The following is a 19,718-nucleotide window of genomic DNA, read 5'->3' on the forward strand; positions in this document are numbered from 1 at the left end:
GTGTAGAGTGGGGGCGTTCTGGGTCGGTTTCGACCCGAGCAAACGGTGCGGTACGCGCAGATCCGCGCGTGCCGTTCCAGCGTGTCACGCGCATGTCGCGAGGGAGCGGCCCAGTCTGCATCGGGCGGTCTTCGGTAGTGGCGGCCGGGCTCTCCGGATCTGGGGCAGGTCGGCCGCTTCGATCGATGGCCGTAGCCGCATTCAGGCATTTAGCTCTAAGGAGCCCATGGGCAAGCTCTCAGGGTGACTCACGGACCCGTCGGGGCCGGTGGGTTGTCCCGCGAAGTTGCGCGTGACGACGCAAAAAAGCTGAATAACCGAGAGAGGCCGTACGGACACCCATGTCTGTAGCTGAAATTGAAGAGGGCGTGTTCGAGGCAACCGCCGTTATCGACAACGGGAGCTTCGGCACCCGGACCATCCGTTTCGAGACCGGCCGCCTGGCCCTGCAGGCCGCCGGCGCCGTCGTCGCCTATCTGGACGACGAGAACATGCTGCTGTCGGCGACCACCGCCAGCAAGAACCCCAAGGAGCACTTCGACTTCTTCCCGCTGACCGTCGACGTCGAGGAGCGGATGTATGCCGCCGGCCGCATCCCCGGTTCGTTCTTCCGCCGCGAGGGCCGGCCGTCGACCGACGCGATCCTGACCTGCCGGCTCATCGACCGCCCGCTGCGCCCGTCGTTCGTCGACGGCCTGCGCAACGAGATCCAGGTCGTGGTGACGATCCTGAGCCTGGATCCCAATGACCTGTATGACGTGCTGGCGATCAACGCCGCGTCGGCGTCCACCCAGCTGGCTGGTCTGCCGTTCTCGGGACCGATCGGTGGTGTGCGGGTCGCGCTGATCGAGGGCACCTGGGTGGCATTCCCGACCGTGGAGCAGCTCGAGCGTGCCGTCTTCGACATGGTGGTGGCCGGCCGCATAGTCGGCGACGCCGACAAAAAAGACATCGCGATCATGATGGTCGAAGCCGAGGCCACCGAAAACGTCATCGCGCTCGTCGAGGGGGGAGCCCAGGCGCCGACGGAAAGCGTTGTGGCCCAAGGGCTGGAGGCGGCCAAGCCGTTCATCGCGGAGCTGTGCAGGGCACAGCAGGAGCTGGCCGACGCGACCGGAAAATCGGGGAAGCCAACCGCCGAATACCCGACGTTCCCCGAGTACGGCGAGGACGTGTACTACTCGGTGTCCTCGTTGGCCACCGACGAGCTGGCCGCCGCCCTGACCATCGGCGGCAAGGCCGAACGCAACGACCGCACCGACGAGCTCAAGGCCCAGGTGCTCGCGCGGCTCACTGGGGACTCTGCAACCTACGCGGGCCGTGAGAAAGAGGTCGGCGCCGCGTTCCGCTCGCTGACCAAGAAGCTGGTCCGCCAGCGCATCCTGACCGACCATTTCCGCATCGACGGCCGCGGCATCACCGACATCCGCGCGTTGTCGGCCGAGGTCGCCGTCGTCCCGCGCGCGCACGGCAGCGCGCTGTTCGAGCGCGGCGAGACCCAGATCCTCGGCGTCACCACGCTGGACATGGTCAAGATGGCCCAGCAGATCGACTCGCTGGGTCCGGAAACCACGAAACGGTATATGCACCACTACAACTTCCCGCCGTTCTCCACCGGCGAGACCGGCCGGGTCGGCTCGCCCAAGCGGCGTGAGATCGGGCACGGCGCGCTGGCCGAGCGGGCCCTGGTGCCGGTGCTGCCGAGCGTCGAGGAGTTCCCGTACGCCATCCGACAGGTGTCCGAGGCGCTGGGCTCCAACGGCTCGACGTCGATGGGGTCGGTGTGCGCGTCCACGCTGGCGCTGTTCAACGCCGGAGTGCCCCTCAAGGCGCCGGTGGCCGGCATCGCGATGGGCCTGGTGTCCGACGACATAGAAGTTGAGGCCGGCAAGACCGAGCGCCGCTTCGTCACCCTGACCGATATCCTCGGCGCCGAGGACGCGTTCGGCGACATGGACTTCAAGGTCGCCGGCACCAAGGACTTCGTCACCGCGCTGCAGCTCGACACCAAGCTGGACGGCATCCCCTCCCAGGTTCTGGCGGGCGCCCTCGCGCAGGCCAAGGATGCCCGGCTGACCATCCTGGAGGTCATGGCCGAGGCCATCGACGCGCCCGACGAGATGAGCCCGTACGCGCCGCGGGTGACCACCATCAAGGTCCCGGTGGACAAGATCGGTGAGGTCATCGGCCCGAAGGGCAAGGTGATCAACTCGATCACCGAGGAGACCGGGGCGCAGATCTCCATCGAGGACGACGGCACCGTGTTCGTCGGCGCCACCGACGGCCCCTCGGCGCAGGCGGCGATCGACAAGATCAACGCCATCGCCAATCCGCAGCTGCCGACGGTGGGCGAGCGGTTCCTCGGAACCGTGGTCAAGACAACGGATTTCGGTGCGTTCGTGTCGCTGCTGCCCGGTCGTGACGGTCTGGTGCACATTTCCAAGCTCGGCAAGGGCAAGCGCATCGCGAAGGTCGAGGACGTCGTGCACGTCGGCGACAAGCTGCAGGTCGAGATCGCCGATATCGACAAGCGGGGCAAGATCTCTCTGGTCCTGGTGGCCGACGACGATTCAGCAGACAGCTCGGCCCCCGCCGATGCCGGGGCTCCCCAGGAGGCCGCACCAGCCGATGCCGCGACGGCCAACAGCTGATCCCGCGCTGCGGCGGGGGCTACGGACCGCCGAAGCCCAATCCCCGGCCGCACTGCGCCGCACCACCCTGCCGGGCGGCCTGCGGGTGGTCACCGAATACCTGCCCGCGGTGCGCTCCGCGTCGGTCGGGGTCTGGGTGGGCGTCGGATCGCGCGACGAGGGTGCCACCGTGGCCGGGGCGGCGCACTTCCTCGAGCACCTGCTGTTCAAGTCGACCCCGACCCGCACGGCCGTGGGCATCGCGCAGGCGATGGACGCCGTCGGCGGGGAGTTAAACGCGTTCACCGCCAGGGAGCACACCTGCTACTACGCGCACGTGCTCGACAGCGACCTGGAGCTGGCCGTCGACCTGGTCGCCGACGTGGTGCTCAACGGTCGCTGCGCCGCCGGCGACGTCGAGCTGGAGCGCGACGTGGTGCTCGAGGAGATCGCGATGCGCGACGACGACCCCGAGGACGCGCTGGGCGACATGTTCCTGGCGGCGCTGTTCGGCGACCACCCGGTGGGCCGCCCGGTGATCGGCACCGCGCGGTCGGTGTCGGCGATGACGCGGGCGCAGCTGCACTCGTTTCACGTGCGGCGCTACACGCCGGAACGGATGGTCGTCGCGGTGGCCGGCAACGTCGACCACGACGAGGTGGTCGCGCTGGTGCGCGAGCATTTCGGGTCGCGTCTGGTGCGCGGACGGCAGCCCGCCGCCCCCCGCAAGGGCGCCGGGCGGGTGCCCGGCCACCCCGGACTGGCGCTGGTCCACCGGGACGCCGAGCAGACCCACGTGTCGTTGGGCGTGCGCACCCCCGGGCGCGGCTGGGAGCATCGCTGGGCGCTGTCGGTGCTGCACACCGCGCTGGGCGGCGGCCTGAGTTCCCGGCTGTTCCAAGAGGTTCGCGAGCTGCGCGGGCTGGCCTACTCGGTCTACTCGACGCTGGACATCTTCGCCGACAGCGGCGCGCTGTCGGTGTACGCCGCGTGCCTGCCGGAGCGTTTCGCCGAGGTCATGCGGGTGACCGGTGAGGTGCTGCAGGCGGTGGCGCGCGACGGCCTCACCGAGGCCGAATGCCGCATCGCCAAGGGCTCGTTGCGCGGCGGGCTCGTCCTGGGCCTAGAGGATTCCAGCTCCCGGATGAGCCGCCTCGGCCGCAGCGAATTGAACTACGGCAAACACCGCAGCATCGAGCACACCCTGCGGCAAATCGACGGGGTGACCGTCGAGGAGGTCAACGCCGTGGCCCGCCGGCTGCTGGGCAAGCCCTACGGCGCCGCCGTTCTGGGTCCGTACACCTCGAAACGATCACTGCCCCAACAACTTCGGGCGATGGTACATTAGCCGGATGGTACTGGGCTTCTGGGACATCATGGTGCCCATCGTGGGTGCGCCGATGGCCGGCGGCCCCGGCACCCCGGCGTTGGCCGCCGCGGTGTCCAACGCGGGCGGGCTCGGTTTCATCCCCGCCGGATACATCAGCGCGGAGCGGTTCGCCGACGACATCGCCGCCGCCCGCGCCATGACCACCGGCCCGCTGGGTGTCAACCTGCTTGTGCCCCAACCCAGTGTCGCCGACTGGGTGGCACTGGACTACTACGCGGACGAACTCGAAGGCATCGCCGAGTACTACCAGGTCGAGGTCGGCCGGCCCGAGTACGGCGACGACGACGACTGGGAACGCAAGCTCGAGGTGGTGGCCGACGTGCGCCCGGAGCTGGTCTCCTTCACCTTCGGTGTGCCGTCGCCCGATGTCCTTCGGCGGTTGAGCGCGCTGGGCCTGTTGGTGATGGTCACGGTGACGTCGGCCTACGAGGCCGGGGTGGCCATCGCCGCCGGCGCCGACAGCCTGGTGGTCCAGGGTCCCGGCGCCGGCGGGCACCGCGGCACCTTCGCGCCCGACATGGAACCCGGCACCGAGTCGCTGCGCGATCTGCTCGCCCGGATCCGCAGCGCACACGACGTCCCACTCGTCGCGGCCGGGGGTTTGGGCACCGCCGAGGATGTCGCGGGCGTGCTGGACAGGGGGGCGGTGGCCGCCCAGGTCGGCACGGCGCTGTTGCTCAGCGACGAGGCGGGCACCAACCCCGCGCACCGCGCCGCCATGAAGAATCAGCTCTTCGCCAACACCATCGTCACGCGCGCGTTCTCGGGCCGGTACGGGCGGGGCCTGGAGAACGAGTTCATCCGCCTGCTCGACAACGTGGCGCCGCTGGGCTACCCGGAGGTCAACCAGATGACGTCGCCGATACGGGCGGCGGCGGCCAACCTGGAGGACCCCAACGGGATGACGCTCTGGGCCGGAACATCGTTCCGGAAGGCGCAATCCGGGCCGGCGGCCGACATCATCGCCGGCCTCACCGGTTAGGCCAACACGCTGGCCGGGTCGGTGCACGGCAGGCCGAGGTCGGCGGCCACCCGTTCGGACAGCAGCGCCCCGTCGTGCGTCGAAAGCCCATGGGCCAGAGCGGGATCCGACCGGCATGCCGCTCGCCAGCCGTGGTCGGCGAGTTTGAGCACGTACGGCATCGTCGCGTTGGTCAGCGCGAAGGTCGACGTCTTCGGCACCGCGCTGGGCATGTTCGCCACGCAGTAGAACAGGGTGTCGTGCACGGCGAACGTCGGGTGATCGTGGGTGGTGGGCCGGGAGTCCTCGAAGCAGCCGCCCTGGTCGATGGAGATGTCCACCAGCACCGCGCCCGGCTTCATCTGTGCGACAAGCGAATTCGAGATGAGTGTGGGAGCCTTGGCGCCGGGCACCAGGACGGCGCCGATCACCAGGTCGGCGCGCTTGACGGCGCCTTCGAGCTCGTACGCCGACGAGTAGCGGGTGCCGATCCGGCCGCCGAACTCCGCGTCGAGCAGCCGCAGCTTGTTGATGTTGACGTCGAGCACCATGACGGACGCCCCCATGCCGCCGGCGACGCGGGCGGCGTTGTAGCCGGCGGTGCCGGCGCCGATCACCACGACGTCGGCGGCCTTGACGCCCGGCACCCCGCCCATCAGCACGCCGCGCCCGCCTTGGGTCCGCATCAGGTGATAGGCCCCGACCTGGGCGGAGAGCCGGCCGGCGACCTCGCTCATCGGGGCCAGCAGCGGCAGCGTGCCGTCGGCGGCCTGGACGGTCTCATACGCGATCGACGTTGCGCCGGAGGCCAATAGCGCATCGGTGCACGCGCGGGAAGCGGCCAGGTGCAGGTAGGTGAACAGGATTTGGCGGCGTCGCAGGAGGCCGTACTCGGCGGGTATCGGTTCCTTGACCTTGAGCAGCAGGTCGGCCTCGGCCCACACCTGTTCGGCCGTGCCGGTCAGCTGGGCGCCCGCCGCCTTGAACTCCGCATCGGCGATCGCCGACCCTTCCCCGGCGCCGGCCTGGACGAGCACCTCGTGGCCGCGGTGGGTCAGTTCGGCGACGCCGGCGGGGGTGATGGCCACCCTGAATTCGCTGTTCTTGGTCTCGGTGGGAATGCCGACGCGCATGCCTCAAGTGTGAAGAAAGTTCGGCAGGCCGGCAAACGTGCGACCGCGTTCTATACTGGCCAGCGGTCGAAGGGTAGGGGGCCACGATGTTCACCGTCGACGATCAGGCAGCGGGTCCGCATTCGAGGCTAGGGGCGTCCCTGGACCACGAGCGTTTGGTCCTCGAGGCCCGCGACGTCGACTTCGACTGGTCGAAATTGCCCTTTCACTATGTGCCCGGTGAGCCGTTCGTCACCCACATGCTCAACGTCCTGCACCTGCTGCTGCCCGCGGGCGAGGAGTTTTTCGTCGACGTGTTCAAGAAGGCGCTGCCGCTGATCAAGGACGATCAGCTGCGGCTGGACGTGCAGGGATTCATCGGCCAGGAGGCCCTGCATTCCCAGGCACACTCGAAAGTGCTCGCCCACTTCGCCGCCCGGGGCGTCGACCTGACCCCGTACACCGACCAGATCGGGTGGCTGTTCGAGAAGCTGCTGGGCCCCAGGCCCGGCTGGGGCCCGCGACGGCAGCACAGCTGGCTGCTCGAGCAGGTTTCGTTCGTGTCGGCCATCGAGCACTACACCGCCATCCTGGGCGAGTGGGTGCTGAACTCGCCGGCCCACGACGCCATCGGCACCGACCCGGTGATGCTGGACATGCTGCGCTGGCACGGCGCCGAAGAGGTCGAGCACAAGGCCGTCGCGTTCGACACCATGAAGCACCTCCGCGCCGGCTATTGGCGGCGGGCGCGCGCCCAGCTGGTCGTGGGGCCGGCCATGCTGCTGCTGTGGATCCGCGGGGTGCGATTCCTGTACTCGGTGGACCCGTACCTGCCGCCGGGGACCAAGCCGCGCTGGCGCGACTACTTCACGGCGGCGCGCCGGGGCTTGGTGCCCGGCCCGATGAAATTCGTGCGGGGCGTCGGTGCCTACTACCGGCCGGGTTTCCACCCGTCGCAGCTGGGCGGGCTGGGGCTGGCCGTCGACTACCTGGCCGTCTCACCCGCCGCGCGCGCCTCGCACTGAGCCCATGACCGTCACGTCCCGCATCACCGCCTCCGACGGCGTCACCCTGGCCGTCCACCGCTACACCGAGATCGATCCGGCGCGCCCGACCATCCTGGCCATTCACGGCTGGCCGGACAACCACCACGTCTGGGACGGCGTGGCCTCGGAACTCGGTGAGCGCTACAACTTTGTGGCCTACGACGTGCGCGGGGCCGGTGAATCATCTTGTCCGGCAAAGCGATCCGGGTACGCCTTCGTGCAGCTGGTGTCCGACCTCGGCGCGGTCATCGACGGCCTGGGCGTCGAGCGGGTTCACTTGCTGGCCCACGACTGGGGCTCGATCCAAGCCTGGGCGGCGGTCACCGACGATTCGGTGATGGGCAAAGTCGCGTCGTTCACGTCGATTTCGGGCCCGCACCTGCAGTACGCGGGCGCCTTCCTGCGGTCGGCGCGCAGCCCCCGGGCCGTGGCTCAGGTCGCTCGGCAGCTGCTGGCGTCGGGCTATATCGGTTTCTTCCTGTGCCCGGTTGTGCCCGAACTGGCATTTCGCTCGGGGCTCGGTGCGAAAGTCGTTGAGGCGTTTGAACGCATCGGCCGGTCGAGCACCCGCAGCCGGCGCGGCGCGATCCCGCGCTCGGTCGCCGACTATGTCAACGGGCTCAACCTGTACCGGGCGAACATGCCCGCGCCGTTTTTATCGCCGGGCCCCCAGCCGCCGGGAACCACCGTTGCCGTTCAGGTTCTGGTGCCGCGCCGGGACATCTTCGTGACGCCCGCGCTGCAACGGTTCACCGGCGCGATTCCCGCCGGCGGCAGGGTGATTCCCATCGAGGGCGGGCACTGGGTGGTGACGTCGCGTCCCGACGTCATCGCGCGGCTGACCGGCGAGTGGGTCGATCAAAACGCCGGCGCCGCTTCGAGCCCGTCGGCGGCCCGCGGCGGTCCGCGGGAGGTGCGGGGCAAACTCGCGCTGGTCACCGGGGCGGGTGCGGGCATCGGCCGGGCCACCGCGGTGGAACTGGCCCGGCGCGGCGCCCGCAAGGTGGCGATCGTCGATCGCGACCTCGCCGCGGCCAACGAAACCGCGGATGCCGTTCGTGCCGCGTGCGCCGAGGCCGCGGTGTACCGGGTCGACGTCAGCGACGAAAAGGCGATGAATGACCTTGCCGCGCAAGTGCTTAACGAGCACGGCGTGGTCGACATCCTGGTGAACAACGCCGGCATCGGGATGGCGGGCCGCTTCCTGGAAACCAGCCCCGCGAACTGGGACGACATCATGGGCGTCAACGTCCGCGGCGTCATCGCCGGCAGCAGGGCGTTCGGCGCGCAGATGGTCGAGCGCGGCGAGGGCGGAACGATCATCAACGTGGCGTCGGCGGCGGCGTACATGCCATCGAAATCCATGGTCGCCTACAGCACCACCAAGGCGGCGGTGCTCGGTTTCAGCGAATCGCTGCGCGCCGACCTCGCCGATGAGGGCATCACCGTCACCGCGGTGTGCCCCGGATTCGTCAACACCAACATCGCCAAAAGCACCGTCTACGCCGGGATGTCGGCCGAACGGCAGGACCGGGCCCGGCAGAAGGCCGACGCGGCCTACCGGCGCCGCAACTACCCGCCGGAGGCCGTGGCCACCGCGATCGTCAAGGCCGTCAAGACCGGCCCGGCCGTGCTGCCGATCGCCGCCGAGTCCAGGATCGGCTACGCGATGCGGCGCATCAGTCCGTCGGCGCTTCGGCTGTTGGCGCGCTTGGACATTCGGCAGACGTAGGAATGCGGGACGGTATCTGGGATTCCAGGCCCGCCGACCTGTACGGGCGGCGCGAACGCGATCGCCTCGGCGCGGTGCTGTGGGGCATCCGCGTGTTGTTCGACGGATTCGCCTCGACCTCGCGGTGGCAGCCGTCGCGGGTAAAGTCGGTGCGGCGCACGCAATCCGCGGTGATCACCAAGCGCGAGCTCGTCGCCCCCGATGTGGTCGCGTTGACGCTGGCCGCCCCGGACGGCGGATTGCTGCCGTCCTGGTCGCCCGGCGGGCACATCGACGTCCAGCTGCCCTCGGGCCGGCGCCGGCAGTACTCGCTGTGCGGTCCGCCCGGGCGGCGCACCGACTACCGCATCGCCATCCGCCGGATCGCCGACGGCGGCGGCGGTTCCGTCGAGATGCACGCCGCTTTCGGGGTGGGGGACACGTTATCGTTCGAAGGCCCGCGCAACGCGTTCCATCTCGGCACGGCCGAGCGCGACGTGCTGTTCGTCATCGGCGGCATCGGCGTGACGCCCATCCTACCGATGATCCGGGTGGCGGAGCAGCGCGGAATCGGTTGGCGCGCAGTCTATGCCGGTCGCAGCCGGGAGTACATGCCGTTCCTGGACGAGGTGGTGTCGGTGGCCCCCGACCGGGTGACCGTGTGGGCCGACGACGAGCGCGGCCGCATCGCCACCGTGGACGAACTGCTCGCCGGCGCCGGTCCGACGACGGCCGTCTACGTGTGCGGGCCGACCGCCATGCTGGAAGCCGTGCGGGTGGCCCGCGACGAACACGCCGACGCGCCACTGCATTACGAACGGTTCAGCCCGCCGCCGGTGGTCGACGGGGTTCGGTTCGAGCTGGAACTGGCGCGGTCGCGGCGAGTGCTCAGCGTCCCGGCGAATCGGTCCGCGCTCGACGTCATGCTCGACCGGGATCCGACGACCCCCTACTCGTGCCGGCAGGGCTTCTGCGGGACCTGCAAGGTGAAAGTCCTTGCGGGGCAGGTCGATTACCGGAGCCGCACCGCGGTGGGCGATGACGAAATGCTGGTCTGTGTGTCGCGGGCGAACGGCGACCGGATCGTCATCGACGCCTGAGCCGGTAGCCGACGTGGGCCACCTTCACACCGGGAAGCGGCTCCCAATCGAGCGTGCGGCCGTCGAGCCGGAAGTTGTTCTTCTCGTAGAAGTGGCGCGCCTTGGCGTTCCTTTCGGCGCACCACAAGGTCACGTCGCCGCAAGGGCGTGAGCTCAGTGCCGCGTCGAGCAGGCGGCCGCCGATGCCGTGCCGCTGGTTTTCCTCCGCGATGTAGAGGGCGTCGATCTGGAGGTCGTCGGGGGTCGCATCGTCGGGCCCGAAGATGGCCACGCCCAGCGTCTGGCCGCCGGCCTCGGCGATCCACATGCTCCAGCCGCGGCGACTCAGGGTTCGCGGGTAGATCTCGGCGACCCACCGTTTCGGCGGACCGAGGATGTCGAGCAAGGGCGGCGCCAGTATTCCGGCCCAGGACCGTCGCCAAACCGGATAGTGCATCTCCGCGATGTTGGCGAAATCGTCCGGCTTGGCTGCGCGGATCCGGATGTCGCTGGCCTCCACACGTTCAAGGCTAAGGCCGTCGCTCCAGGTAGGCGGCCAACGCGTTGGTCAAACCCCGCCGCGCCATGTCGAGGTCGGCGTAGGAGCCCAGCTGGCGTTCGGACACCAGGCCGCGCATGGCGCCGGGGATGAGGGCGGCCACCTCGCGCACCCGGTCCGGGTCGACGTCGAGGCCGGCGAAGGCGTGCTGGCACGTCTCCAGCCAGCTCTTGCCCCAGGAGAACAGCTCGGCGGCGGTGCGCGGGTAGAGGCGTTCGAGCTCGTCGGGGTTTCGGGGCAGCGCCGCCCGCAGGTTTTCGATCGCGCGCGAGTCCGCCGATGCCAGGCCCAGATAGAGGGTGTCGATGATGGCCGCGACGCGCTCGCGCAACGGCGCGTCCGGTCGTGCCGGCGTGGTGAAGGTGGCGGCGCGCCGCTCGGCGGTGCGGTGCAGCACCGCGGCCCAGAAGCCGTCGGTGTCGCCGAATTGGTACTGCACCGCGCCCCAGGTGGCGCCGATCTCCTTGGCGATCCGGTTGGCCGACACCGAGCCCGGCTCGCCGGAGGCCAGCGACTTCAGCGCGGCCTCGAGCATGTTTTCGCGCGTCGCGTGGCCACGCCGGTTGGGGCGCCGGCCGCCGACCTTGGCTTCGGTCACCCGCCGAGCCTACCATTTTCATAGACGGTACTGTTATTTCTTGGCGGCCGCGCCTATCATTCCTACCCGAGGAGGACAGCTCAGATGGCAGGGCTCGATGGCTAAGCCGCCGTTGTCGATGAAACCGACCGGATGGTTCCAGGTCGCCTGGTCCGACGAGATCGGCGTCGGCGACGTCCACACGATGACCTACTTCGGCGAGGAGATGGTCGCCTGGCGGGCCGAGTCCGGCGGGCTCACCGTGATGAACGCCTACTGCGAACACCTCGGCGCGCACCTGGGTTACGGCGGCAAGGTCGTCGGCGAGGTGCTGCAGTGTCCGTTCCACGGCTGGCAGTGGAGCCAGCAGGGCCGCAACGTCTGCATCCCGTATCAGGATCGGCCCAACCGCGGCCGGCGCATTCGCACCTACCCCGTGGTGGAGCGCAACGAGTCGGTCTACGTCTGGCACGACGCGCAGCGGCGCGAGCCGTTCTTCGACGCACCGGACGTGTTCGCCGCATTTGCCGACGGCAGCGGCGCCGACGGCTACTACCCGCAGCAGCGATTGTTCCGCGCGGGCCTGGAACTGCACCCGCAGTACGTGCTCGAAAACGGCGTGGACTTCGCGCATTTCAAGTACGTGCACAACACCCCGATCGTGCCGGTGTTCACCCGCCACGACTTCGCCGAGCCGGTGTCCTTCGTCGACTTCACCATCACGTTCGAGGGCGACGACGGCCAGCGGATCGAGGACGTCAACAGCGGCGTGCAGGCCATCAACGGCGGCCTGGGGATCGCGGTGACCAAGAGCTGGGGCATGGTCGACAACCGCACCATCTCGGCGATCACACCGGTCGACGAGTCCACCTCCGACGTCCGGTTCATGGTCTACATCGGGCGGAGGCCGGGCAAGGATCCGGCCCGCGCGGCGACCAAGGCGGCCGAATTCGGGCGGGAAGTGATCCGACAGTTCGAGCAGGACATCGAAATCTGGCGACACCAGCGCTATTCGGACCCACCCGCGCTGGCCACTTCCGAGTATGAGGGCTTCACCGCGATTCGCACGTGGGCCAAGCAGTTCTATCCCGACGGCATCGGTGGCAGCGCCGCCGAGGTGTACGCATCGCAGAAAGGCTGACCCGCAATGAATGCACCCGCTCGACCCGTCCGCGTCTTCCAGGTCGCGACCGGAAATGTCGGCAAGGAGATGATCAAGCGGATCGCCACGCGGCCCGACCTGGAACTCGTTGGCGTGCACTGCTATTCGCCGGAAAAGATCGGCCGCGACGCCGGCGAGCTCGCCGGTCTGGCTCCCAACGGGGTGACCGCGACCGGCACCGTCGAGGAGATCATCGCGGCCCGTCCGGACGTGCTGACGTTTCACGGCGTGTTTCCCGACGAGGACCTCTACGCCAAAGTGCTTGAGGCGGGCATCAATATCGTCACCACCGCCGACTGGATCACCGGCTGGCACCGCGACAAGAACCACCCGCACCCGTCGGGCAAGCCGGTGACCCGGCTGCTGGCTGAGGCCTGCGAGAAGGGCGGCGCGACCTTCTACGGCACCGGAATGAACCCGGGGCTGAACCAGATCCTCGGCGTGGTGTGCTCGGCCGATGTCGCCGAGATCGAGAACGTCACCACCATCGAGTCGGTCGACGTGTCGTGCCACCACTCGCGCGACACCTGGATCGAGGTGGGCTACGGCCAGCCGGTCGACGACCCGGAGGTCCCATCGAAGCTGGAGAAGTACACCCGCGTCTTCGCCGACAGCGTGCTGATGATGGCCGACTGCTTCGACCTGCCCCTCGACGAGGTCACGTTCAGCTACGAGCTGGGCGCCTGCACCAAAGACGTCGACCTGGGCTGGTACACGCTGCCCAAAGGCTCGCTGGGCGGCAACTACATCAAGTATCAGGGCATGGTCGACGGCGTTCCGCGCGTCGAGACGCACCTGGAGTGGCAGATGACGCCGCACACCGACCCGAGCTGGAACATCAAGGGCTGCTACATCACCCAGATCAAGGGCGACCCGTGCGTCTACAACAAGCACATGATCTTCCCCAAGCCCGGCGTGGACCTGTCGAATCCCGACAATTTCGCCTCGATCGGCATGACCGTGACCGGTCTGCCCGCCCTCAACGCGATCACGTCGGTGGTGGTGGCGCCCCCGGGACTCATCACCAGCGCCGACCTGCCGCTGCGCGGCTTCGCCGGGCGGTTCAAAAAGTAGGCGCGGGTCAAGGCGCTTCATCGTCGTCGAAGAGCCGTTCCGGGTGGTGATAGTCATTGGTGCGCGCGCCGCGGTCGAGGTGCGGCGGCGGTATCCACTCGGTGCGGCCGTTGGGGAGTTTCCTTGTCTTCCAGCCTTGTTCGGCCAGCTTGTGGTTGGGTATGCAGGTCAAGGCGAGGTTGTTGATGTCGGTCTTGCCGCCCGTCACCGCTCGGCCCGCGCCCGAGGTCAGCTCCTGCGTGGTCGACACGATGACGGTCACCGGCAATCCGTTGTGCTGGCCCAATTTCGGATCGCCTAACTGACCGCGGACTAAGGCGTTGGCCGAAGGTCAGAAATTGCACACCTGCGGCGCGATCAATCCCTGCGGCCGGGGGCAACGCGGCCTCGACCCCGACAACGAGGATCTCGACTAGGGATCCGGCTGTTCGCCCGGATAGTGATCGTGAGGGCCGATAGAGACGATCTGTATCGAGCCGTCGTCGCAACGCACCCAGTACATGCGCCAAGCCTGCGGCGTCTTGTTTTCCACATACGAGTTCCAGATCGTGGCCCCGCCGGGGCCCGGTAAGTGCTCCATCTGATGGGTGCAGAAAGACGGGTATGACGGCCCGGCCTGGCGCATAATGCGGATGGCCCGCTGCGCCTTCTTGAACTTATCCTTCAGCCGCCGAGTGTCACGGGCGCGATGCAACCAGGCATCCACGGACGGGCTCAGCCATACGGTCTCGGCCTCGTTTTCGTTCACTCGTCGCTGAGTAGCCAGTCGCTAGATACCCGTTCGCCTCTGCTGAACTCCTGTAGGCCCGCTCTGGTGTCGGCGTATAGCTGCGGGTTGAGAAGAATCGCTCGTTCTGACTCGTGCAATTGGTCTAACGGCACCAAGCGAATCGTGCCGTTTTCCTCAACAATGCGCACGTATTTTTGATGCGGTTCCCTGGCGGTCAGGTGCAACCGCGAGTCCGCGTCGGACTCCACGATCTCGGACTCCGACTCGTAGCTGATCACTGCAGCCATCGAAGCACTCACCTCTCGCAAAACCTGCAGTTCTGTCACCGTCAACTGTAGATGTAACGGCAGCTCTTAGAGACCCACCGGCCCGTAGGATTTGCAAAAACAATACGGCCGCTGCAAATGTGCTGGTCAGAGGCCATTCCGCGTGCTATTCGTTCCCGTCTCTCATCGTTACATTGCGACGATTAGCCTTCTCTTCGCTGGTGAGGGGGCCGGAGTTGCCGCGGCAGCCCTACTACCTGCCGGCTCTGCGGGATCGAACCATGCCCGAAATTCTATTGTCGGCCGCCGACATCGGCCACGGGATATGGGGCCCCTGTGGATGAACGCCGAACTGTGGACAACCGGCATCCCGCCGGCTACGGATTCCTCGTTACGGTTGCGGGCATGGGTGAGTGGGACGCAAACGCGGTGCAGGCGCCGGTTCAAAGACGTCCTCTCGCGCTGGCCCGACGAGCTGGAGCGCTACTACCAGTTCTCCGGCGAGCGCCAGCGTGGCCGCGCCCGGGCCTGGCTCGCGGAGGCGGGCTATCGACCGGCCGGCTCCGTCAAGTCCTGAACCGACCCGGCCGAGCGTGCGCAAAATGCCACCACCAGCGGCGTGTCGGCGTACAAACACGCACGCTCGCGCAAAAGAGGGGCCGCAGTAGGCTTCACGAATGCGGGTAGGCGTGCTGGGAGCCAAGGGCAAGGTGGGGTCGACGATGGTAGCGGCGGTGCAGGCCGCCGAGGACCTGACGCTGTCCGCGAAGGTGGACGCCGGTGATCCGCTGGGCCTGCTGACCGAGGGCGACACCGAAGTGGTCATCGACTTCACCCACCCCGACGTGGTGATGGACAACTTAAAGTTCCTCATAGACAACGGGATTCACGCCGTGGTCGGCACCACCGGCTTCACCGAAGAGCGCCTCGACAAGGTGGGGTCGTGGCTGGCAGGCACGAACACAAGCGTGCTGATCGCGCCGAACTTCGCCATCGGCGCGGTGCTGTCGATGCACTTCGCCAAGCAGGCCGCGCCCTTCTTCGACTCGGCCGAGGTCATCGAGCTGCATCACCCGCACAAGGCCGACGCCCCGTCGGGCACCGCGGCCCGCACCGCGAAGCTGATCGCCGAGGCGCGAAAAGACTTGCCGCCCAACCCCGATGCCACCAGCACCAGCCTGCCCGGCGCCCGCGGCGCCGACGTCGACGGCATCCCGGTGCATTCGGTGCGGTTGGCCGGACTGGTCGCCCACCAGGAGATCCTGTTCGGCACCGAGGGCGAGACGCTGACCATCCGCCACGACAGCCTTGACCGCACGTCGTTCGTGCCGGGCGTGTTGTTGGCCGTGCGCCGCATCAAGGAACGCCCCGGCCTCACGGTGGGTCTGGAGCCCCTGCTCGACCTGCGATGAACGGCACCCTGCGCATCCAATTGCTCATCGCGTTCATGTGCGTGGCGATGCTGGCGTACTTCGTGCTGCTGGGCCGCCTGGCTATCGCGATGATCGCCTCGGGCCGGGCCGCCGCCGTCGGCCTGGGGCTGGCGCTGTTGATCATGCCCATCATCGGGCTGTGGGCGATGATCGCGACCCTACGGGCCGGATTCGCTCACCAGAGGCTGGCACGCCTGATCGCCGACGACGGAATGGAACTCGACACCAGCGCGCTTCCGCGACGGCCGTCGGGCCGCATCGAGCGGGACGCCGCCGACGCGCTGTTCGTCGCCGTGCGTACCGAGGTGGAAGCCCAACCCGACGACTGGCGACGCTGGTACCGGCTGGCCCGAGCCTACGACTACGCGGGTGATCGCCGGCGCGCGCGGGAGGCCATGAAGACGGCCGTGGAACTGTGCCGGCACTGCGGGGGCGCAGATGGCTAAGACGCTGCTGATCGTGCATCACACGCCAAGCCCCCACTGCCAGGAGCTGTTTGAGGCGGTGGTGGCCGGGGCGACCGACCCTGAGATCGAGGGTGTTGAGGTTGTCCGGCGACCGGCTCTCACGGTGTCCCCGGTCGAGATGCTTGAGGCCGACGGTTACCTATTGGGCACTCCGGCGAACCTCGGGTATATCAGCGGTGCGCTCAAGCTGGCGTTCGACCAGTCGTACTACCAGATCCTCGACTCCACCCGGGGCCGACCGTATGGGCTGTGGCTCCACGGCAACGAAGGCACTGAGGGAGCAGAGCGCGCAGTCGACGGGATCACCGCCGGACTTGGCTGGGTGAAGGCGGCGGAGTACGTGGTCGTATCTGGCAAGCCCGCCAAAGCCGACCTTGAGGCTTGCTGGAACCTTGGCGCGACGGTCGCCGCCCAGCTGATGGAGTGAATCGCTCGGCCATCTGGTGGTCTGCGCGGCCACGATCAGCATCCGGGCGCCACAGGCCATGCTCACGGCTGACGAAGGCTATGAGGGCTCGTCTTCGGCGGGAGAGTCGTCGTCTTTGGCCAGGTGGCGCAGGACTCGTTCGTTGAGGGCGGCGAGCATCTCGAGCTCAGCCGGGGTGAGCAGGTCGATGAAGTTCCGGCGGACGTCCTCCACGTGCCCGGGCGCCGCCTTCTCGATGGCGACGCGGCCCGCCGGTAGCAGGCAGACCATGGTGCTGCGGGCATCGTCGGGGTTGGGCTCGCGGCAGATCAGCCCGTCCTTCTGCATGCGCCGCACCTGGTGGGAGACGCGGCTCTTCTCCCAGCCCAGCGTGTTGCACAGGTCGCGGGCGGGCATGCGGTCCGCGTCGTGACCCGAGAGCACCGCGAGGATCTCGTAGTCGGCCCCCGATAGGCCCGATTCCTGCAGGCCCCGGTTCAGGTGCACGTCGAGCTGATGATGCGCGTGCTGGAAGGCCCGCCAGGCGCGGTCTTCACGAGGGTTCAGCCAGTTCGGTTCCATTAGCCTCGATGTTATCCGATTGGTTGACTCATCAACAAACTCTGATTAAGGTGGACACATCAACCTTTTCGATCGTTAGTTTAAGACGGGACACCTCATGAGCAGCATCAGCATCATCGGCACCGGGAACATGGCCCGCGTCATCGGCGCGCTGGCGATAGCGGGCGGAAACGCCGTCGAGGTCATCGGCCGCGATCGGTCCAAGGCCGCTGACCTCGCCAAGGACCTCGGCGGCGGCACCACGACGGGAGAGTTCGGCGCCGTCCCGGCCGGGGACATCGTCATCGTTTCCCTGTTGTACGCCAACGTCGTTCCGGTCGTCGCCCAGTACGGAGAGGCCCTCGCGGGCAAGGTCATCGTCGACATCAGCAACCCCTTCAATGCCGCAGCCGACGGGATGGCCATCCCCGATGGCACCTCGATCGCACAGCAAGTTGCCAAGGCCGCCCCGGCCAGCGCCAGCGTGGTGAAGGCCTTCAACACCATCTTCGGTGTCGTCCTGGCTCAGGGCCGCCCGCTCGACGTCTTCATCGCCGGCGACGACGCGCGCGCCAAGGTGGACCTGGCGGAGTTCATCGCGAGCCTCAAACTGCGCCCGCTCGACGTCGGCAGCCTGAACATGGCGCACTGGCTCGAAGGAACGGGCCTGGTCATGATGGGCCTCGCCCGCCACGGGGTGGGGAACTTCGACTTCGCCCTCGGCGCCGCCGTCCCCGCCTGAGCCGCACCGCCCCCGGTCCAAGCCATGAACGAGCGGGGGCCGCCTTGCGCCCGGCAATGGTCTACCCCGAGAGGATGAAGCTTGGTTTCGCAATAAACCGAGCAAGAGCGACCTGGAGGCGTGCTGGGAGCTTGGGGCAAGGCCGCCGCTCAGTTGATGGGATACCGCCTACAGATAAGCCGGCTTGAATGCCTCGGCGGGTTGGGCAAGGGCCAGCGCCGAGCTGGTGCCTAGCGGCCCGTGCCGGTCGAACAGTGTTGCGGCGCCGGTGGCGACGCCCGCCGTGCCGTAGTGGCTGTGGGCTGCCAGCCCGAGGTATTCACCGTCCGGCAGCCGGCTCGCGGTGACGGTGTAGTCGGCGTTGATGTAGCGCAATCCGCCAGTGCCCCAATGCGTGAGCGAGCTGGTGATATCACCGACGAATGCCAGGCGAGTGAACGGTGTGAGCGGATGGCCCTGCACCATCGGGCGAAACAGCCGCGTCCACGCGAACTTCTGGGAGTGTGACTGTTCCCACTCGGTCATGCCGCGACTTCCCCGGGAGTCGGTGCCGTAGCCCCAGATGAAAAACGGTATGTCCGTGGGGAACTCGTCGGAGCCGGTGGGGAGCGGCGGCATCTGCACCGGGGCGGACCATACCTGTCCGTCGGGATGTTCGCCTCGTCGCAGGAACAGCGCGCTGGCCCGCGCGACGGCCTTTTCGTTCTGCACCAGCGTGCTATCGATGAGCTTGATGCGCCGGCCTTCTCGCTGCACCGAAATCTGAATCTGCACCGGTTCGAGCAAAACGGGACGCAACAGGTCAACGGTAATGCGGGCGGGCTGAAAGTCGGGATCGATACCCGATCGCTCGATCCCGAAAGCCAGCAGGCCCCCGACGATCTGGCCACCCATTGCGGCGCCCCAGGGCCCTCGCGTCATCGCGCCCGGCAGATACGAGTCGCCGTCGGCAGTGAAGAACGCCTCGGACGTGCTGCCGAAGTCGTCGATCGTCACCGCTATCACGATAGGACACCGGTGGTGGGGCCGGGCGAGCCGGCAAGGGCGGTCGCTGCGTGTGGCCTTTCGTTGGCTCAAGTCCCTGCGACACTGGACTAAGGTCCCTGGCCGGGCGCCTGGTGGCGGAGCAGACTCGCTATCCATGCCCACTTACAAGGATCCGCGCGTTCGAGACTCGGTCCGCCGCTTCAACAAGCACGTGACCAACCCGGCCATGATGGCCCTAGCAGGCCGCCGTCACTGGTATGCGGCGGTGATCCGGCACACCGGTCGCAGTTCGGGCAAGCAATACTCCACCCCGGTGGTCGCGCTCAAGGTGTCCGACGGAATTGTGGTGCCGCTGCCGTACGGCTCCGGCGTCGACTGGCTACGCAACGTGCTTGCCGCCGGGTCCGCGACAATCACGGCCAAGGGGCGGACCTACAGCGTCGCGCAGCCGCAGGTCGTCGACGCGGCCACCGCCGAACCGCAGCTCCCGGCGCGGTGGCGGTGGATCCTGCACGCGGCCAACGTCGACAGCTACGTCAAATTCTCGCTGGCCTGAGCGGGGTGTGTCGGGACGCAGGCGTCCGGTGATCGAAATTGCTGTCGCCACAACCTATTCCGGACAACGGAGGATACCTTGCGATACCGACGGCTTGATCGGACCCTGTCGATTTACACACCGGCAGTTGGGTTTTCGTTAGCAACGTGGCCTCGGTTTTCGGCGGTTGTTTGGGGGGTGCTTGTCGTCGACTTGTTGGTGAACTCCGGACGACGCCACGCTTTCTTGCGTGCGTGAGCCTGGCGACGGGTCTGTGGGTTTGTGTAGGG

General features: G+C 67.8%; 21 protein-coding genes and 1 pseudogene. 14 read left to right on the forward strand and 8 right to left on the reverse strand.

Annotated elements, in window-relative coordinates:
- Positions 1-341 precede the first annotated feature (341 nt).
- The 3 genes from K3U93_RS08525 to K3U93_RS08535 are packed head-to-tail and all read left to right on the forward strand — an operon-like array spanning position 342 to position 5,002.
- Complete coding sequence (locus K3U93_RS08525; protein WP_083010019.1) at positions 342-2,651, forward strand: polyribonucleotide nucleotidyltransferase; 2,310 nt, start codon at positions 342-344, stop codon at positions 2,649-2,651.
- Positions 2,629-3,978, forward strand: a complete 1,350-nt coding sequence (locus tag K3U93_RS08530) for a M16 family metallopeptidase (RefSeq protein WP_083010020.1) — start codon at positions 2,629-2,631, stop codon at positions 3,976-3,978. Before K3U93_RS08525 ends, K3U93_RS08530 begins: the two co-directional genes overlap by 23 nt.
- A gap of 4 nt (positions 3,979-3,982) precedes the next feature.
- On the forward strand, positions 3,983-5,002 hold the full coding sequence (locus tag K3U93_RS08535; protein ID WP_071510205.1) for a nitronate monooxygenase: 1,020 nt from the start codon (positions 3,983-3,985) through the stop codon (positions 5,000-5,002).
- Here the strand turns inward: K3U93_RS08535 and ald are convergent.
- Positions 4,999-6,114, reverse strand: a complete 1,116-nt coding sequence (ald, locus tag K3U93_RS08540; protein ID WP_071510204.1) for an alanine dehydrogenase — start codon at positions 6,112-6,114, stop codon at positions 4,999-5,001. The two genes, K3U93_RS08535 and ald, sit on opposite strands and share 4 nt — an antisense overlap.
- Positions 6,115-6,200: 86 nt before the next feature.
- On the opposite strand from ald, the gene K3U93_RS08545 reads away from it, so the two are divergent.
- From K3U93_RS08545 to K3U93_RS08555, 3 genes are read left to right on the forward strand one after another with little or no spacing between them, the layout of a single operon-like run.
- Positions 6,201-7,118 (forward strand): metal-dependent hydrolase, encoded by a 918-nt coding sequence (locus K3U93_RS08545; RefSeq protein ID WP_071510203.1) that lies wholly within the window; start codon positions 6,201-6,203, stop codon positions 7,116-7,118.
- Positions 7,119-7,122: 4 nt separating this feature from the next.
- The gene (locus K3U93_RS08550; protein ID WP_071510202.1) at positions 7,123-8,871 is read left to right on the forward strand and encodes an SDR family oxidoreductase; all 1,749 of its coding nucleotides are present in this window, start codon (positions 7,123-7,125) and stop codon (positions 8,869-8,871) included.
- Positions 8,872-8,873: 2 nt separating this feature from the next.
- The gene (locus K3U93_RS08555) at positions 8,874-9,950 is read left to right on the forward strand and encodes a PDR/VanB family oxidoreductase (RefSeq protein WP_071510201.1); all 1,077 of its coding nucleotides are present in this window, start codon (positions 8,874-8,876) and stop codon (positions 9,948-9,950) included.
- Here K3U93_RS08555 and K3U93_RS08560 read toward each other — a convergent pair.
- On the reverse strand, positions 9,937-10,449 hold the full coding sequence (locus K3U93_RS08560; protein WP_071510200.1) for a GNAT family N-acetyltransferase: 513 nt from the start codon (positions 10,447-10,449) through the stop codon (positions 9,937-9,939). The two genes, K3U93_RS08555 and K3U93_RS08560, sit on opposite strands and share 14 nt — an antisense overlap.
- A 10-nt stretch (positions 10,450-10,459) precedes the next feature.
- Complete coding sequence (locus tag K3U93_RS08565; protein ID WP_230981662.1) at positions 10,460-11,023, reverse strand: TetR/AcrR family transcriptional regulator; 564 nt, start codon at positions 11,021-11,023, stop codon at positions 10,460-10,462.
- 160 nt (positions 11,024-11,183) lie between these two features.
- Here K3U93_RS08565 and K3U93_RS08570 point away from each other — a divergent pair, with 160 nt between their 5' ends.
- The gene (locus K3U93_RS08570; protein WP_071510198.1) at positions 11,184-12,206 is read left to right on the forward strand and encodes an aromatic ring-hydroxylating dioxygenase subunit alpha; all 1,023 of its coding nucleotides are present in this window, start codon (positions 11,184-11,186) and stop codon (positions 12,204-12,206) included.
- 6 nt (positions 12,207-12,212) lie between these two features.
- A complete protein-coding gene (locus tag K3U93_RS08575; protein WP_071510197.1) occupies positions 12,213-13,301 on the forward strand; it encodes an NAD(P)H-dependent amine dehydrogenase family protein in 1,089 nt (362 codons plus the stop codon).
- A 7-nt stretch (positions 13,302-13,308) separates the two neighbouring features.
- Here K3U93_RS08575 and K3U93_RS08580 read toward each other — a convergent pair.
- The 3 genes and pseudogenes from K3U93_RS08580 to K3U93_RS08590 all read right to left on the reverse strand — a co-directional run.
- Positions 13,309-13,623: pseudogene (locus tag K3U93_RS08580) on the reverse strand (DUF222 domain-containing protein); the annotation flags it as partial.
- A 90-nt stretch (positions 13,624-13,713) separates the two neighbouring features.
- Complete coding sequence (locus K3U93_RS08585; RefSeq protein ID WP_071510195.1) at positions 13,714-14,049, reverse strand: hypothetical protein; 336 nt, start codon at positions 14,047-14,049, stop codon at positions 13,714-13,716.
- The gene (locus tag K3U93_RS08590; RefSeq protein WP_083010021.1) at positions 14,046-14,357 is read right to left on the reverse strand and encodes a hypothetical protein; all 312 of its coding nucleotides are present in this window, start codon (positions 14,355-14,357) and stop codon (positions 14,046-14,048) included. Before K3U93_RS08590 ends, K3U93_RS08585 begins: the two co-directional genes overlap by 4 nt.
- Positions 14,358-14,637: 280 nt before the next feature.
- Here K3U93_RS08590 and K3U93_RS08595 point away from each other — a divergent pair, with 280 nt between their 5' ends.
- The 4 genes from K3U93_RS08595 (at position 14,638) to K3U93_RS08610 (ending at position 16,624) form a co-directional block, all read left to right on the forward strand.
- A complete protein-coding gene (locus tag K3U93_RS08595; RefSeq protein WP_139796830.1) occupies positions 14,638-14,874 on the forward strand; it encodes a UPF0158 family protein in 237 nt (78 codons plus the stop codon).
- 100 nt (positions 14,875-14,974) lie between these two features.
- Positions 14,975-15,709, forward strand: a complete 735-nt coding sequence (gene dapB / locus K3U93_RS08600; RefSeq protein WP_083010023.1) for a 4-hydroxy-tetrahydrodipicolinate reductase — start codon at positions 14,975-14,977, stop codon at positions 15,707-15,709.
- The gene (locus K3U93_RS08605; protein WP_071509089.1) at positions 15,706-16,176 is read left to right on the forward strand and encodes a hypothetical protein; all 471 of its coding nucleotides are present in this window, start codon (positions 15,706-15,708) and stop codon (positions 16,174-16,176) included. Before dapB ends, K3U93_RS08605 begins: the two co-directional genes overlap by 4 nt.
- Positions 16,169-16,624: a flavodoxin family protein gene (locus tag K3U93_RS08610; protein WP_071509088.1), complete on the forward strand. Its 456-nt coding sequence runs from the start codon at positions 16,169-16,171 to the stop codon at positions 16,622-16,624. The genes K3U93_RS08605 and K3U93_RS08610 overlap by 8 nt, the downstream gene beginning before the upstream one ends.
- A 78-nt stretch (positions 16,625-16,702) precedes the next feature.
- Here K3U93_RS08610 and K3U93_RS08615 read toward each other — a convergent pair whose 3' ends face one another.
- Entirely contained in the window at positions 16,703-17,185 is a 483-nt protein-coding gene (locus K3U93_RS08615) for a MarR family winged helix-turn-helix transcriptional regulator (RefSeq protein ID WP_083010024.1), read from the reverse strand.
- Positions 17,186-17,282: 97 nt separating this feature from the next.
- On the opposite strand from K3U93_RS08615, the gene K3U93_RS08620 reads away from it, so the two are divergent.
- Positions 17,283-17,906, forward strand: coding sequence for an NADPH-dependent F420 reductase (locus K3U93_RS08620; RefSeq protein ID WP_083010025.1), 624 nt, complete (start codon positions 17,283-17,285; stop codon positions 17,904-17,906).
- Between the two features lie 168 nt (positions 17,907-18,074).
- Here the strand turns inward: K3U93_RS08620 and K3U93_RS08625 are convergent, their stop codons facing one another.
- Positions 18,075-18,827 (reverse strand): thioesterase family protein, encoded by a 753-nt coding sequence (locus K3U93_RS08625; RefSeq protein WP_420915409.1) that lies wholly within the window; start codon positions 18,825-18,827, stop codon positions 18,075-18,077.
- Between the two features lie 220 nt (positions 18,828-19,047).
- Here K3U93_RS08625 and K3U93_RS08630 point away from each other — a divergent pair, with 220 nt between their 5' ends.
- On the forward strand, positions 19,048-19,449 hold the full coding sequence (locus tag K3U93_RS08630; RefSeq protein ID WP_071509084.1) for a nitroreductase family deazaflavin-dependent oxidoreductase: 402 nt from the start codon (positions 19,048-19,050) through the stop codon (positions 19,447-19,449).
- The last annotated feature ends 269 nt before the right edge of the window (positions 19,450-19,718 follow it).

This window comes from Mycobacterium malmoense (genome assembly GCF_019645855.1).
In the GTDB taxonomy this organism is placed as follows: Bacteria; Actinomycetota; Actinomycetes; order Mycobacteriales; family Mycobacteriaceae; genus Mycobacterium; species Mycobacterium malmoense.